This window comes from Sphingomonas taxi, assembly GCF_000764535.1.
GTDB classification, from domain to species: domain Bacteria; phylum Pseudomonadota; class Alphaproteobacteria; order Sphingomonadales; family Sphingomonadaceae; genus Sphingomonas; species Sphingomonas taxi.
Genome location: NZ_CP009571.1, coordinates 3,332,293 through 3,347,007, shown reverse-complemented (window position 1 = coordinate 3,347,007; position 14,715 = coordinate 3,332,293). Strand labels below are relative to the sequence as shown.

Here is a 14,715-nt window from a genome sequence, read left to right as displayed (position 1 = left end):
CTCCGGCTGCTGCTAATCGGCAATTGTCGCATAATTGTGCCGGCCGGAGGATCGACCCTGGCTTATCTGCCGATATCCAGCGTCACGCTCTCGATCCGCCGCAGCATCGCGACGAATTGCGCGACCTCTTGCGGGTCGAAGGCGTCGAAGATGCGGCTTTCGAGATCGAGCGCCTTGGGCGCCACCACGGCATAGAGGTCGCGGCCGGCATCGGTGAGTTCGAGCAGGTGCGAGCGCCGATCCTCCGGATTGTCGCGCCGCGCGAGCAGGCCGCGGCCGACCAATGCGATCGCGGCGCGGCTCACCGTCACCTTGTCCATCAGCGTCTTGGCGCCGATCGCCTGCTGGGTGATGCCGCCGGTCTCGGCGATGACCGCGACCAGCCGCCATTCGGGGATGGTCAGCCCGAACAGCGATTCATAGGCCCTTGCGATCGAGTCGCTGACCAGATTGGAGGTCACCGACAGTCGATAGGGAATGAAGTCGTCGAGGACGAGGCGGCGGACGGACGAGGCCATACGGTTTCGTATCAGTTGACACCAGTTTGGCAATGCCGCAAAGATTTGGTAACAGACGATACCATTTCGGAGCTGCTGCCATGTCCGACCTTTCGGCCGATCAGATCGACGTCAACCCGATGGGGCTCGACGGCTTCGAATTCTGCGAATTCACTTCGCCCGATCCGGATGCGCTCGCCGCGCAATTCGAGGCATTGGGCTTCGTCGTCGCCGCGACACACCCTACCAAGGCGCTGACCCGCTACAAGCAGGGGCGAATCAACCTGCTGCTCAACCGCGAACCGACCGGCCACGCCGCCGACTTCCGTGCCGCGCACGGGCCGTCGGCGAGCGCGATGGCGTTCCGTGTCGCGGACGCGCAGGCCGCTTACGACGCGGCGATCGCGCGTGGTGCCAAGCCGGCGCCGGCGGGCGCGGCGCTGGAGGGATTGCCCGCGCTGGAGGGGATCGGCGGCTCGCTGCTCTATCTCGTCGATCGTCATGGTGCGACGGGCAGCGTCTACGACGATTGGGACCAGGTGCCCGGCGCCGCCGAGGCGGAGGCGGCCAATTCCGTCGGACTCGACGTGCTCGACCACCTCACCCACAACGTCCGCCGCGGCCAGATGCGGACGTGGTCGGCCTTCTACGGCCAGATCTTCGGCTTCGAGGAGCAGAAGTATTTCGACATCAAGGGCAAGGCGACGGGTCTGTTCAGCCAGGCGATGATCGCGCCCGATCGTGCGATCCGCATCCCGCTCAACGAGAGCCAGGACGACAAGAGCCAGATCGAGGAATTCATCCGCGATTACAACGGCGAGGGCATCCAGCATCTCGCGCTGACCACCGACGATATCTACGCGACGGTCGAGAAGCTGCGCGCCCGCGGCGTCAAGCTGCAAGACACGATCGAGACCTATTACGAGCTGGTCGACAAGCGCGTGCCGAATCATGGCGAGGATCTGGAACGGCTGCGCGCCAACCGCATTCTGATCGACGGCAACGTCGGCGAGGAGGGATTGCTGTTGCAGATCTTCACCGAGACGATGGTCGGGCCGATCTTCTTCGAGATCATCCAGCGCAAGGGCAATGAGGGCTTCGGCAACGGCAATTTCCAGGCGCTGTACGAGTCGATCGAGCTGGACCAGATCCGTCGCGGGGTGATCACCGTCGACGCATGAGTTTGCGGACGGGGTGGTGGAGCAGGAGAGGACGCTAAAACAATGACAGTCCACCACCCCGGGAGCGAGGCCGATTATATCCCCGGCTTCGGCAATCACGTTTCCACCGAGGCGGTCGTCGGCGCGCTGCCGATCGGCCGCAACGCACCGCAGCGGCCCGCCTTCGGCCTGTATGCCGAGCAGCTCAGCGGCACCGCCTTCACCGCGCCGCGGCACGAGAATCGCCGGTCGTGGCTTTACCGGATGCGGCCGACCGCCGAGCATCCGCCGTACGTGCGCTATGAGGGCGCGCAGCGGTTCGCCCCCGGCATTAGCGATGCGCCGCTCGCCCCCAACCGGCTGCGCTGGGACCCGTGCCCCGATGCACCGGTGGACACCGACCTGATCGACGGCATGACGACGATGCTCGCCAACCGCGACCCCGCCGATCTCGAGGGCGTGGCGCTCCACGTCTATGCCGCCAATGCCGACATGACCGCGCGCGTCTTCACCGATGCCGACGGCGAGTTGCTGTTCGTGCCGCAGGAGGGGCGGCTCGAACTGTTGACCGAGCTTGGCCGGATGATGGTCGCGCCCGGCCAGATCGCGCTGATCCCGCGCGGCGTGCGCTTCCGCGCGCTGCTGCCCGATGGCAGCGCCAAGGGCTATGTCTGCGAGAATCACGGCAGCCTGTTCCGGCTGCCCGACCTCGGCCCGATCGGCGCCAACGGCCTCGCCAACCCGCGCGATTTCGAGACGCCGGTCGCCTGGTTCGAGGATCGCGACGAACCGACCGAAGTGATCCAGAAGTTCATGGGATCACTGTGGACGACGACGCTCGACCACAGCCCGCTCGACGTGGTGGCGTGGCACGGCAATCTCGCGCCGTGGCGCTACGACCTCGCGCGGTTCAACACGATCAACACGGTGAGCTTCGACCATCCCGACCCCTCGATCTTCACGCTGCTGACCAGCCCGAGCGACGTGCCGGGCCGCGCCAATGCCGATTTCGTCATCTTCCCGCCGCGCTGGATGGTCGCCGAGGACACGTTCCGGCCGCCCTGGTTCCACCGCAACGTCATGTCCGAGGCGATGGGCCTGATCACCGGCGCCTATGACGCGAAGGCACACGGCTTCGCGCCGGGCGGGATCAGCCTCCACAATCTGATGGCCGGGCACGGCCCCGATCTGGCGAGCTGGCAGGGCGCCTCCGCCGCCGAGCTCAAGCCGCACAAGATCGACGGCACGATGGCGTTCATGCTGGAGAGCTGCTGGCCCTACCGGCCGACCCACCACGCGCTCCACCATGCCCAGCTCGATTACGACGCGGTATGGGCGGACTTCCCCAAGGCGGTGCTGCCGCAAAGCCCGGCGGCGTGATCCTTCACGGCTATTGGCGCTCGGGCGCCGCCTATCGGGTGCGGATCGCGCTGGCGCTGAAGGGGCTGGCCTATGAGCAGGTCAATTACGACCTGCGCACCGGCGGACAGGCCGACCCGGCCTATGCCGCGCTCAACCCGCAGCGGCTGGTGCCGGCGCTGGAGGTCGACGGCCTGGTCCTGACGCAGAGCGTCGCGATCCTCGAATGGCTCGACGAGCGTTTCCCGTCGCCGCCGCTGCTGCCCGGCAATGCCGACGGCCGGGCGATCGTCCGCGCGATGGTGGCGACGCTCGCCACCGACGTCCACCCGCTCCACAATCTGCGCACGCTCAAGGCGCTGCGACAGGATTTCGACGCGTCGGAACCGCAGGTCAACGCGTGGATGGCGCATTGGATGACCGATGGCTTCGCGGCGATCGAGGCGCTGATCGCGCGCCACGGCGGCGATTTCGCTTATGGCGACGCACCGACGCTCGCCGATTGCGTCACCGTGCCGGCGCTCTATTCGGCGGTCCGGTTCGGGGTGGATACCGGCCCCTACCCCCGCCTCGTCGCCACGGCCTCGCGGACCGCGGCGCGCGCCGAAGCCGCCCACCCCAGCCGCCAGCCCGACGCCGACGCGTGAGCGAACGCCTGTCCGCCACCCCCGCCGGCGTCGCGCTGGCGCCGCTCGCCGAGATCGCCGACGGCAAGGCGCGCAATTTCGTGCTCCAGATGCGCGCCGGGCGCTTCCACGGCTTCGTCGTCCGCCGCGGCGACGGCGTCGTCGGCTATGTCGACCGCTGCCCGCATGCCGGCGTGCCGCTGGCGCAGACGCTGGACGATTATCTGACCCCCGCCGGCGATCTGATCGCGTGCAGCTGGCACGGCGCACTGTTCACGCTCGACGACGGGCTGTGCGTCGGCGGCCCGTGCCTCGGCCAGCGGCTCGGCGCGTGGCCGGTCGCGGTGGTCGACGGGGTCGTCACGACCGCCTGACAAATCGCCCGCCGCTGCTACACTCCGCCGCTGGCGCGGGGGTTGAGGAGGCACGGAGATGATCGGCGGGACACGCTGGAGCCTGGCGGGTTTGATCGGGGCGTCCGCGCTCGGCGCGGGCGGGATCGGCCTGTCGCTCTATTCGGAGCGGGTGGCACGCGCGGCGGAGCGGCTGGTGCCGCAGGACGGCCGCCACCTCCAGGTCGAGGGCGCCCGGCTCCATTACGTCGACCGCGGCAGCGGGCCGGCGATCGTCATGGTCCACGGCCTCGGCGGGCAAGTGCGCAACTTCAGCTACGGCATGCTTGCGCCGCTCGCCGCCGACCATCGCGTCATCCTGGTCGACCGGCCGGGTTCGGGCTATTCGGTCGCCGACGACGGGGGCGAGCCCGGCATCGCCGCACAGGCGGCGATCCTCGGCCGGTTCATCGACCTGCTCGGCATCGAGCGGCCGCTGGTCGTCGGCCATTCGCTGGGCGGTGCGCTGGCGCTGTCGCTCGCCATCCAGCGGCCCGAACTGGTCCGCGGCCTCGCGCTGATCGCCCCGCTCACCCAGCCGCAGGACGACGTGCCCGAGGCGTTCAAGGGACTGGCGGCGATCCCGCCGGGGGTGCGCCGGCTGTTCGCGCAGACGATCGCGACGCCGCTCAGCCGGCTGACCGCCGAGCGGACGCTGGCGGCGGTGTTCGCGCCGGAGGCGCCGCCGGCCGACTTCGTCACCCGCGGCGGCGGCGCCTTGTCGCAGCGGCCCGCCAATATCGCCGCCGCCGCCGCCGACCTCGCCGCCGCGGCGCAGGAGATCGAGGGGATCGCGGCGCACTATCCGTCGCTGACGGTGCCGACCGCGATCCTGTTCGGCCGCGACGACGCGATCCTCGACCCGGTCCGCCATGGCGAGCGCACCGCGGCGATCATTCCGGGCGCGCGGATCGCGATCGTGCCGGGTGGCCATATGATCCCGATCACCGCGCCGGAGGCGACGGCCCGGTTCGTGCGCGAGGCCTCCGCCAATTGTGGCTGAATTGGGGCAACGTGGACAAGATGGACACCTGAACGGAAACGATCGTGGATCATCGTTTCCGTTTTGGTGATGTGCGGGGCCGGGCTGAACGCCATCGTCCGTACTCCCGCCAAGGTGAGGCGTTTTGTCCGGTTCGCTCGGATGCTAGTCCTTCCGTGTTCCTGCGGACGCAGGAACCCAGGGTCATGCCGAACAACGTCTGACGGCGCCCGGGGCCTTGGGCTCCCGCCTTCGCGGGAGTACTGGAGGGGCTTGGGACGGTCGTGGGTTTGCAGGAGCCGGATGGGAAGCAGCCCCCCGGACGCACGCAGGCGACGCGACTCGGCGGTGAGAAAGAGCGGGCGAAGCCTAGCATGCGCCGTTTCGTGTAGGACAGCGCCGACGCCGCCGCGGCATCACACCGGGGTCAGTTCCGCGGCATAGCGGCGGGCGTTGGCGACATAGGTCGCGGCGGACAGGCGCAGGCCGGCGATCTCCGCCGCGGTCAGCGGGCGGACGAGGCGGGCGGGGGCGCCGACGATCAGCGATCCGTCGGGGAAGACCTTGCCCTCGGTGACCAGGGCGTTGGCACCGACGATCGAATCCGCGCCGATCGCCGCGCGGTTGAGCAAAGTCGCGCCCATGCCGATCAGGCTGCGGTCGCCGACGCTGGCGCCGTGGACGATGGCGTGGTGGCCGACGGTAACCTCGCGACCGATCGTCGTCGGTACGCCGGGATCGGCATGGATCATCGCGCCGTCCTGAATATTGCTCTCGTCGCCGACGGTGATCGGGTCGTTGTCGCCGCGCAGCACCGCGCCGAACCACACCGAGGCGCGGGCGCCGAGCACGACCCGGCCGATCACCTGCGCCCCCGGCGCGACATAGGCCGCCTCGCCCAGCTGCGGTGCGACGTCACCCAATGCGTAACAGGCCATCGATCGCCTCCCCGCCGCGGTCGGTGCGACACGGCTTGTGCCCGATGCGATAATGGCACATCATCGCCCGCGTCCAGTCCAGCAAGGCCGTGACAGCGGCCTCTGGTAGCGTTAGCAGTACGAGTCGTACGGGACGGATCGCCAAGGGTGGCGGCCGCCGGGCCGGACAGCGACGTAGCGGCTTGATTTCGGAATTGCGCGGGTTATGCCCTGCTGCGTCTACGGGAGCGACGAACACGATGGGTGCCGGGTTACGCGACGATTTCACTTTTTCGGGTTCGGACGCCGCTAGCAAGACGTTCGCCGGCCTGCCGGTGCCGCCGGTGATCGACGGACAGGATCCCGAGGCCGCCGCGCTTGCGTCGCTGGCGTCGAGCATCGCCGCCGCGCGCCGCAAGCTCGGCACGCATCTGGAAGCCTCGCTGTTCGCCAATCCGGGGCTCGACATCATGCTGTTCCTGTTCGCCGAGGGGATCAACGGCGCGACGGTGACGACCAACGCTTGCTGCGCCGCCGCCGGCGTGCCGCGCACCACAGCGCTGCGCTGGATCAAGCTGTTGCAGGACCGCGGACTGGTCGACGGCAGCGACGACGTCAGCGACCGCCGCGTGACGATGCTGGCGCTGAGCCCGCAGGGCCGCACGACGATCCGCACCTGGCTCGGCGAGATCGCCGCGCTGCCGCTGCGCGGGATCGAACAGCGGTAACCAGCGCGTGTAGCTGCCTCCGCGGTGATATCGGAGCAGCACAGTGTTCCTGCGAAAGCAGGAACCGAGGGCCAAGCAGAATAACGGCTGACGACGTTCGCGACTCCTGGGCTCCTGCGTTCGCAGGAGCACTGGTGGAGTGTCGCGGAACGTTCGCAGGAGCAGGGCGCCAGTTTGGGGGACGCTCACTCTGGATACCGGGTGGGCGCTCCGGATCGCGCCCTTATCCGGCGGTGACGATCGGGTAGCGGAGGCGGAGGTCGTCGGCGATGCGTTCGATCGTGTCGTTCTCGCCGGCCGCGCCGGTCGGCGTCACCGACCAGTTGCAATGCGGATGCGTCGCCGGGTCGTAGAGGCGGATCTCGCCGAGCACCAGGCGCCAGCGGCGACGGTTGCCGCCGGCCAGCTTCACCAGCGTCGAGAGGAACAGGTCGTGGAGCATGGCGCTGGTCATGCCGCCCGCCCTAGCCGGCTGCGCCGGCGAGGAAAAGCGCCGGGGCAAGGTGCGGCAGCGCCACCACCAAGCACGGCTTTGTTGCGTTGCCGCAACGGGCGTCGCAGGGAGGGCATATGGCGCATTCTTCCGACGCGCGCGCGGGCCTGTTCTACGGCATCGGCGCCTATACCCTGTGGGGGCTGCTGCCCCTGTATCTGCATCTGCTGACCGCGGTGCCGCCGGCGCAGGTGCTGGCCAACCGCATCCTGTGGTCGCTGCTGCTGCTGCTCGCGATCGTCGCGGCGACGCGGCGGCTGCGGCCGCTGGTCGCGGCGGCGCGCGGGCGGGTGCTGGCGATGCTCGTGGCGAGCGCGGCGCTGATCGGGATCAACTGGTTCGTCTATATCTGGTCGGTGACCAACGCGCATCTGGTCGAGGCGAGCCTCGGCTATTTCATCAACCCGCTGCTCAACGTCGCGCTCGGCATGCTGCTGCTCGGCGAGCGGCTCAACCGGTTGCAGGTGGCGGCGGTGGGCGTGGCGGCGCTGGGCGTCGCGATCTTCGCCGCGGGCGGCGGCGGGGCCTTGTGGGTGTCGCTGGTGCTGGCGCTGAGCTTCGGCTTCTACGGGCTGATCCGCAAGGTGGCGGCGATCGACGCGCTCGGCGGGCTGACGATGGAGACGCTGATCCTCGCGCCGTTCGCGCTCGTCGTGCTGGTGCAGGCGAACCAGGGCGGCACGGCGGCGTTCGGGCACGACCGGACGCTCGACCTGCTGCTGGTGCTCGCCGGGCCGGTGACCGCGGCGCCGCTGCTGCTGTTCGCCGCGGGCGCGCGGCGGCTGCGCTACACGACGGTCGGGCTGCTCCAGTTCATCGCGCCGACGTTGCAGTTCCTGCTGGCGGTGCTGGTCTATCGCGAGCCGGTCCGCGCGACGCAGCTCGCCACCTTCGCGCTGATCTGGCTCGGCTGCGGCCTCTATGCGTGGAGCAGCATCCGCGCGGCGCGGGCGCTGCCCGCCTAGCGGCGGACGTCGAGGCCGCCGGCGAGATAGGCGTCGATATCGGCCTGGCGGAACAGCGCGGCGTCGCCGGGCAGCGAATGTTTGAGCGCGGTGAGCGCGAGGCCGGTCGCCGCCGCGGCACCGATGTCGCCGCCGCGGCGCAGCGCGTGCAGCACGCCGCTGGCGAAGGCGTCGCCGCCGCCGATCCGGTCGACGATGCCGGCGAGCGTCACCTCCCCGGTCTGGGCGTGGCCGTCGCGGGTGTCGACGCGCGCCGAGATGCGGTGGAGGTCGACGTTCTCGACATGGCGCGCGGTCGAGGCGATCGTGCGCAATTTGGGGAAAGCGGCGAAGGCGGCCTCGGCGGCGTCGCGGCGGCGATCCTCGCCGTCATGGCCGGCGAAGTCCCGGCCGAGCAGCAGCGCGATGTCGCGGTGGTTGCCGAAGAGGAGGTCGGCGTGCTCGACCAGTTGCGTCAGGATGGCGCGGGGATCGCCGTCCCAGCGCTCCCACAATTTGGCGCGGTAATTGCCGTCGAACGAGATCGGGATGCCGCGCGCCGCGGCAGCGCGGACGGCGGCGATCGCGCTCTCCGCCGGCACCGGGCCGAGCGCCGGGGTGATGCCGGAGAGGTGGAACCAGTCGACGCCGTCGAGCAGCGCGTCCCAGTCCCACGCCGACACCGGTGCCGCCGCGAAGCTGGAATAGGCGCGGTCGTAGATCACCTCGGTGGCGCGCAGGCCGGCGCCCGAGGTGACGAAATAGAGGCCCATCCGCTCGCCGGCGCGGGCGATCCGGCGAGTGTCGACGCCGTGACCGCGCAGCGTCGCGATCGCCGAGCGGCCAAGGTCGTTGTCGGGGACGATGCTGGCGAGCGCGACGTCATGGTCGAGCCGGGCGAGCGCGGTGGCGACGTTCGCCTCGGCACCGGCGACCCAGACGTCGAACTTGGGCGTCTGCAACAGCAATTCGCGGCCCGGGGGCGACAGGCGCAGCATGATCTCGCCGAATGCCAGGAATGTCATGCGCGCCTCCTCAGCGATCGATGCGATAGGCGCGACGGACGAGGCCGCTGGTCAGCTCCTGCGCGAGCTCCGCCGCCTCCCAGTCGGCGAGGCGATGCTCGGCGACGAGGCGGGCGAGGAAGCCGCAGTCGATCCGCCGCGCGACGTCGTGCCGCGCCGGGATCGACAGGAAGGCGCGGGTGTCGTCGTTGAAGCCGACGGTGTTGTAGAAGCCCGCGGTCTCGGTGGTCATCTCGCGGAAGCGGCGCATGCCTTCGGGACTGTCGTGGAACCACCAGGCGGGGCCAAGCTTGAGGCAGGGATAATGTCCGGCGAGCGGCGCCAGTTCGCGGGCATAGACGCTCTCGTCGAGCGTGAAGAGGATGATCGACAGGTCGGTCGAGGTGCCGAACCGGTCGAGCAACGGCTTGAGCGCATGGACGTAATCGGTGCGGCCGGGGATGTCGGCGCCCTTGTCGCGGCCGTGGCTGGCGAACAGGCCGGCATTGTGGTTGCGGACGCTGCCGGGATGGATCTGCATCACCATGCCGTCCTCGACGCTCATCCCCGCCATTTCGGTGAGCATCTGCGCGCGGAACAGCTCGGCGTCGGCGGGGGTCCAGCCGCCGCCGGTGATGCGCGCGAACAGCGCCTCGCATTCCGCGCCGGAGAGGTTGGCGGTGGCGGCGGTGGGGTGGCCGTGGTCGGTGGCGGTGGCACCGGCGGCGCGGAAGTCGGCGCGGCGCTTGCGGTGCGCGGCGAGATAGCCCTGCCAGCTGTAGACGTCCTCGCCGGTCAGTTCGCCGAAGCGGCGCAGCGCACCGGCGAATTGCTCGTGCTCGACGTCGATGACGCCATCGGGGCGGTAGGTGGTGACGACGCGGCCGGTCCAGCCGCTCGCGCGGATGCGGCGGTGCGCGTCGAGGCTGTCGTGCGCGCCCTCGGTGGTGGCGAGGAAGTCGATGCGGAACCGGTCGAACAGCGCGCGCGGGCGGAAGGCGTCGGTCGCCAGTCTCTCGGCGATCGCATCGTAATAGAGATCGGCGGTGGCGGGTTCGAACGCGACGGTCATGCCGAACACGTCGGCGAAGACGTGGTCGAGCCACATCCGCGACGGCGTGCCGCGGAACAGATGATAATGATCGGCAAGCAGCCGCCACGCGGCACGGCGGTCGGCGGTCGCCGTGCCGTCCGCACGCGGGATCGCCAGCGCGTCGAGATCGATGCCCTGGCTGTAGAGCATGCGGAACAGATAATGGTCGGGGGCGAGCAGCAGCGTCGTCGCGTCGGTCCATGGCCGGTCGTCGGCGAACCAAATCGGGTCGGTATGGCCGTGCGGGCTGACGATCGGCAGATCGGCGATTTCCGCATAGAGCGTGCGCGCGATGCCGCGCGTCGTCGGGTCGGCGGGGAAGAGCCGGTCGGGGTGCAATTCCAGGCTGCGGGTCATGCGCTGTCCTCTCGCGTTGCGCGGGTGGTAACCGGTGTCAGGATGGGGTGCAACCGTGGTTCGGGTGAGGGCTCGGCCGTCCTCCCCCTCCGTCAGCGCTGTGCGCTGCCACCTCCCCCTGGCGGGGGAGGAATGGAAGGTGGCGCGGCGACCGAGGCGCGGTGGATGAGTGTCGAGGGGAAATGCGCCGGCTGCTCGTCGTCCCCGCCGATCAGCTTGCGGGCGGCGGCGTGTGCCATCGCGGTGCTCGGCCAGCGGACCGTCGTCAGCGGCGGCCAGAGGTGGGCGGCGATCGGGGTGTCGTCGAAGCCGATGATCGACAGATCGTCGGGGATGACGAGGCCGCGGCGGCGCGCGGCGTGGAGGACGCCGGCGGCCATCTCGTCGTTGGCGGCGAAGATCGCGGTCGGGCGCGGGTCCGCGTCGAGCAGGCGTTCGGCCGCCGCCAGCCCCGATTCGAAGGTATAATGGCCCGCGGCGACGAGATCGTCGGGCAGAGCGAGGCCCGCGGCGGCGAGCGCGGCGTCGAAGCCGGCACGGCGTTCGTGCGCCGAGCGGAACCCCGCGGGGCCGCCGACGAAACCGATGCGGCGGTGGCCGCGCGCGACCAGATGGACGGCGGCCTCGTGCACCGCGGCGCGATCGTCGGAGGCGACCATCTGCGCGGGCGCGTCGAGCATCGCCGAGCCCATCCGCACGTAGCGGCAGCCGATCGCCGCGCAGAGCCGCGCGACGCCGTCGTCCTCGCTGATCGGCGGCATCAGCAGCACCCCGAACAGGCGCTGGCGTTCGAGGAAATGGCGCAGATCGTCGAGCATCGTCGGCGAGGCGCGATCGACCGGACGGACGACCAGTTCGAATTCGGTGCCGCGCAGCCCGGCGAGCAAGCCGTGCTGGACGTTCATCACCGTCTGCGCATTGGGATTGTCGTGGACGAGCCCGATCAGGAAGTTGCGGCGCAGCGCCAGCGCGCGTGCCTGCGGATTGGGGATATAGCCGAGGTCGCCGATCACTTGCTCGACCCGCGCGCGGGTTTCGGCGTGGAGCAGCGGCGAGCGGTTGATGACGCGGCTCACCGTCTTCTTCGATACGCCGGCGATCCGGGCCACGTCGTTGATCGTCGGCTGGCCTGAGATGCGCATGACGGCGACGATAGCCGCCCGCCCGCGGCTCCGCCAGCGCGCCGATGACACCGGTAGACAACCACCGCGCGCAGCGGCAAGACACCGATCCGCACCACCGAGGGACGACGCTTGTGACCCGATTGACCCGCAGCACGCTCGACCGGCTGCCCGCCGCCGTTTCCGGTCCGATCGGCCGGCCGCTACCCGGGGTCGGTATCGTCCATTTCGGCCCCGGCGCCTTCCACCGCGCGCATCAGGCGGCCTATATCGACACGGTGCTGCAGCACGATCCGCGCTGGGGGATCGCGGCGGTGTCGATGCGCAGCCGCGGCACGGTCGAGGCGCTGGAGCAGCAGGACGGCCTATACACGCTGGCGATCCGCGACGCCGAGCCGGCGATGCGGGTGATCGGCGCGCACCGCCGCTTCCTCGCCCCCGATGCGGCGACGCAGACGCATGCGCTGCTGGCCGATCCGGCGGTGACGCTGGTGACGACGACGGTGACCGAAAAGGGCTATTGCCTCGCCGGCGACGGCACGCTCGACCTCGGCCATGCCGATATCGTCCACGATCTCGCCGGCGCCGCGGTGCCGCGCAGCGTGATCGGCTGGATCGTCGCCGGGCTCGCCGCGCGCCGCGATGCGGGGCTGCGGCCGTTCGTGCCGATGCCGTGCGACAATCTCGCGAGCAACGGTGCCAAGCTGCACGCGGCGCTGGTCGCCTTCGCGCGGGTCGGCGATGCGCCCCTTGCCGACTGGATCGCGGGCGAGGTGCGGGTGCCGTCGACGATGGTCGATTCGATCACCCCCGCGTCGGACGAGGCGCTGTACGCGGCGGTCGCGACGACGATCGGGCTGGAGGATCGCGCCGCCGTCCAGCGCGAGCGGTTCGCGCAATGGGTGATCGAGGATGTCGGCGTGCCGCTCGGCCCCGACCTCGCCGGCGCGGGCGCGACGCTGACCGGCGATGTCGCCGGTTACGAGAAAGCCAAGTTGCGCATCCTCAACGGCGCGCATTCGACGCTCGCCTATCTTGGGCTGTTGCGCGGTCATGCCAGCGTCGCCGAGGCGATGGCCGATGCCGCGCTCGCCGGCTTCGTCGATGCGATGATCCGGCGCGACATCGTGCCGATGCTGCCGGCGGTGGCGGGGCTCGACCTCGACGCCTATCGCCGCGCGGTGCTGGCGCGGTTCCGCAATCCGGCGATCGTCCACCGGCTCGACCAGATCGCCACCGACGGATCGCAGAAGCTGCCCTATCGCCTCGGCGACACGCTCGCCGCGCATCGCGCGGACGGACGGATGCCGGCGCATGTCGTCGCGGCGCTGGGCGGCTGGGTCGCCTTCCTGATCGCGCGCGCGCAAGCGGGGGTCGCCATCGCCGATCCCGCCGGCGCGCAGCTCGCCGCCGCGGCGCACGATGCCGATCCGGCGACGGTGCTGCGCCGCCTCGCCGAGGCGGGGCTCGGCCTGCCGCCGCAGGTCGCCGGCGATCCGCCGCTGCTCGCCGCGATCGCGGCGGCGGCGACCGCAGCGCATGCCCGACGCTGGGACGCGCTGCTGACCGGCAATGATTCCTAACGCAAAGCCTTTAGTATGAATGGACCCGGGCTTCGGCTTCGCGCGTCTGATGCGCGAAGCCGGCAGCCGCCGGCGCAACTCCATCCGGAGGGTCCCCCTTGGCCGCTTCCTTCGTGCGTCATCTCGAACCGACGCTGCTCCCCGATCCCAAGCGCACCGTCATCCGCCCGTTCCTGCCCGAGGACCCCGATCCGTTCCGCATCGAGGGGGCGCCGCGCGGCGACCGGATCGTCGAACGGATGCTGGCGATGTCCGATGCGGAGATCGAGGAGCTGGTCGCGGTCGTCGTCGAGGGGCTGGGATCGCGGCATCGCGAGATCCCCGGACTGTTGCTGCGCCGCTTCGACGAGGTCGCCGAGCCGCTGAAGCTCGATGCCGGACTGTCGGAATCGCGCAGGATGCTGGTCGGCGCCTATTTCAGCGCCGAATATTCGTTCGAGGCGGCGGCGCTGTTCAACCCGAGCATCGTGCCGCATCCCGACCAGAGCGGCTGCGCCGAGGGCGCGATCCGCTTCGTGCTGTCGCTGCGCGGCATCGGCGAGGGGCATCTGTCGTCGGTCACCTTCCGCACCGGCACCTGGGGTCCGGCGGACGACGACCTCGTCATCGACACGCCGAGCCGGCAGGGCGTGCCGCCGGTGATCGAGGAGCCGTCGATCGAACTGGTTCGCGAGATCGGCGCCAAGGCGCTCGTCCAGCTCAATTGTCGCGATGCGCGCGAGCCGTCGGAGACGGTGCTGTTCCCGGTCGTCGAGAGCCAGAACCGCGGCATCGAGGATCTGCGCCTCGCCCATTTCTGCGACGAGGACGGGCGCGAGACCTATATCGGCACCTATACCGCGGTCGGCGGCCAGGGCGCGCGGCAGGAGGTGTTGCAGACCGACGATTTCCGCCTGTTCCACATGCACCCCGTCGACGGCGCGGTGGCGAGCGGCAAGGGCATGGCGTTGTTCCCGCGCAAGATCGACGGCCAGTTCGCCGCGCTGTTCCGCCACGACAACGAGAATCTGTGGTTCGCCAAGAGCGACACGCCGCTCGCCTGGCCCGATCCGGTGCGGATCATGACGCCGGAATATCCGTGGGAGTTCATCCAGATCGGCAATTGCGGCTCGCCGATCGAGATCGAAGAGGGCTGGCTGGTGCTGACCCATGGCGTGGGCATGGTGCGCAGCTATTGCATCGGCGCCGCGCTGCTCGACCGCGACGATCCGACCAAGGTGCTGGGGCGGCTGCCCGAACCGCTGATCGCGCCGGACGGCGAGACGTGGGACGGCTATGTGCCCAACGTCGTCTATTCGTGCGGCGCGCTGGTGCGCGGTCGGACGCTGCTGCTGCCCTATGCGCTCGCCGACGACATGACGAGCTTCGCGATCGCCTCGCTCGACGAGCTGGTCGCGGCGATGCGGTGAGTCCAAATCCTCCCCCGCCAAGGGGAGGTGGCGCGCCGAAGGCGTGACGG

At 70.1% G+C, this 14,715-nt stretch carries 15 protein-coding genes; 9 read left to right on the top strand and 6 right to left on the bottom strand.

The features are described 5' to 3' along the window. Nucleotides 1-62: 62 nt before the first annotated feature. Nucleotides 63-518, bottom strand: a complete 456-nt coding sequence (locus MC45_RS15285; RefSeq protein WP_038664971.1) for a MarR family winged helix-turn-helix transcriptional regulator — start codon at nt 516-518, stop codon at nt 63-65. Nucleotides 519-598: 80 nt separating this feature from the next. Here MC45_RS15285 and hppD point away from each other — a divergent pair, with 80 nt between their 5' ends. The 5 genes from hppD to MC45_RS15260 are packed head-to-tail and all read left to right on the top strand — an operon-like array spanning nt 599 to nt 5,037. Beyond that, nucleotides 599-1,678: a 4-hydroxyphenylpyruvate dioxygenase gene (hppD, locus tag MC45_RS15280; protein WP_038664969.1), complete on the top strand. Its 1,080-nt coding sequence runs from the start codon at nt 599-601 to the stop codon at nt 1,676-1,678. Between the two features lie 42 nt (nt 1,679-1,720). Next, nucleotides 1,721-3,037, top strand: coding sequence for a homogentisate 1,2-dioxygenase (hmgA, locus tag MC45_RS15275; RefSeq protein ID WP_038664966.1), 1,317 nt, complete (start codon nt 1,721-1,723; stop codon nt 3,035-3,037). Beyond that, nucleotides 3,034-3,663 (top strand): maleylacetoacetate isomerase, encoded by a 630-nt coding sequence (gene maiA, locus MC45_RS15270; protein ID WP_038664962.1) that lies wholly within the window; start codon nt 3,034-3,036, stop codon nt 3,661-3,663. The genes hmgA and maiA overlap by 4 nt, the downstream gene beginning before the upstream one ends. Further along, nucleotides 3,660-4,016 (top strand): Rieske (2Fe-2S) protein, encoded by a 357-nt coding sequence (locus MC45_RS15265; RefSeq protein WP_038664958.1) that lies wholly within the window; start codon nt 3,660-3,662, stop codon nt 4,014-4,016. Before maiA ends, MC45_RS15265 begins: the two co-directional genes overlap by 4 nt. Before the next feature lie 58 nt (nt 4,017-4,074). Continuing rightward, the gene (locus tag MC45_RS15260) at nt 4,075-5,037 is read left to right on the top strand and encodes an alpha/beta fold hydrolase (protein ID WP_038664955.1); all 963 of its coding nucleotides are present in this window, start codon (nt 4,075-4,077) and stop codon (nt 5,035-5,037) included. A gap of 395 nt (nt 5,038-5,432) precedes the next feature. On the opposite strand, the gene MC45_RS15255 is transcribed toward MC45_RS15260, so the two are convergent. Beyond that, the gene (locus MC45_RS15255; RefSeq protein ID WP_038664952.1) at nt 5,433-5,954 is read right to left on the bottom strand and encodes a gamma carbonic anhydrase family protein; all 522 of its coding nucleotides are present in this window, start codon (nt 5,952-5,954) and stop codon (nt 5,433-5,435) included. A 239-nt stretch (nt 5,955-6,193) separates the two neighbouring features. Between MC45_RS15255 and MC45_RS15250 the strand changes: the two genes are divergently transcribed. Beyond that, nucleotides 6,194-6,661, top strand: coding sequence for a helix-turn-helix domain-containing protein (locus MC45_RS15250; RefSeq protein WP_245640743.1), 468 nt, complete (start codon nt 6,194-6,196; stop codon nt 6,659-6,661). A gap of 223 nt (nt 6,662-6,884) precedes the next feature. On the opposite strand, the gene MC45_RS15245 is transcribed toward MC45_RS15250, so the two are convergent. After that, nucleotides 6,885-7,115, bottom strand: a complete 231-nt coding sequence (locus MC45_RS15245) for a hypothetical protein (protein WP_038664949.1) — start codon at nt 7,113-7,115, stop codon at nt 6,885-6,887. Nucleotides 7,116-7,231: 116 nt separating this feature from the next. Here MC45_RS15245 and rarD point away from each other — a divergent pair, with 116 nt between their 5' ends. Next, on the top strand, nt 7,232-8,119 hold the full coding sequence (gene rarD, locus MC45_RS15240) for an EamA family transporter RarD (RefSeq protein WP_038664946.1): 888 nt from the start codon (nt 7,232-7,234) through the stop codon (nt 8,117-8,119). On the opposite strand, the gene MC45_RS15235 is transcribed toward rarD, so the two are convergent. The 3 genes from MC45_RS15235 to MC45_RS15225 form a co-directional block, all read right to left on the bottom strand. Continuing rightward, nucleotides 8,116-9,123 carry a sugar kinase gene (locus MC45_RS15235; RefSeq protein WP_038664943.1) on the bottom strand — a complete coding sequence of 336 codons (1,008 nt, stop codon included), beginning with the start codon at nt 9,121-9,123 and terminating at the stop codon, nt 8,116-8,118. The two genes, rarD and MC45_RS15235, sit on opposite strands and share 4 nt — an antisense overlap. A gap of 10 nt (nt 9,124-9,133) precedes the next feature. Next, nucleotides 9,134-10,552: a glucuronate isomerase gene (gene uxaC / locus MC45_RS15230; protein WP_038664940.1), complete on the bottom strand. Its 1,419-nt coding sequence runs from the start codon at nt 10,550-10,552 to the stop codon at nt 9,134-9,136. Between the two features lie 92 nt (nt 10,553-10,644). Continuing rightward, nucleotides 10,645-11,694: a LacI family DNA-binding transcriptional regulator gene (locus MC45_RS15225; RefSeq protein WP_052075703.1), complete on the bottom strand. Its 1,050-nt coding sequence runs from the start codon at nt 11,692-11,694 to the stop codon at nt 10,645-10,647. A gap of 113 nt (nt 11,695-11,807) precedes the next feature. On the opposite strand from MC45_RS15225, the gene MC45_RS15220 reads away from it, so the two are divergent. Together MC45_RS15220 and MC45_RS15215 are read left to right on the top strand one after the other, a co-directional pair. Further along, nucleotides 11,808-13,256 (top strand): mannitol dehydrogenase family protein, encoded by a 1,449-nt coding sequence (locus tag MC45_RS15220; RefSeq protein ID WP_038664937.1) that lies wholly within the window; start codon nt 11,808-11,810, stop codon nt 13,254-13,256. Between the two features lie 98 nt (nt 13,257-13,354). Then, nucleotides 13,355-14,665: a glycoside hydrolase family 130 protein gene (locus MC45_RS15215; RefSeq protein ID WP_038664934.1), complete on the top strand. Its 1,311-nt coding sequence runs from the start codon at nt 13,355-13,357 to the stop codon at nt 14,663-14,665. Nucleotides 14,666-14,715 lie beyond the last annotated feature (50 nt).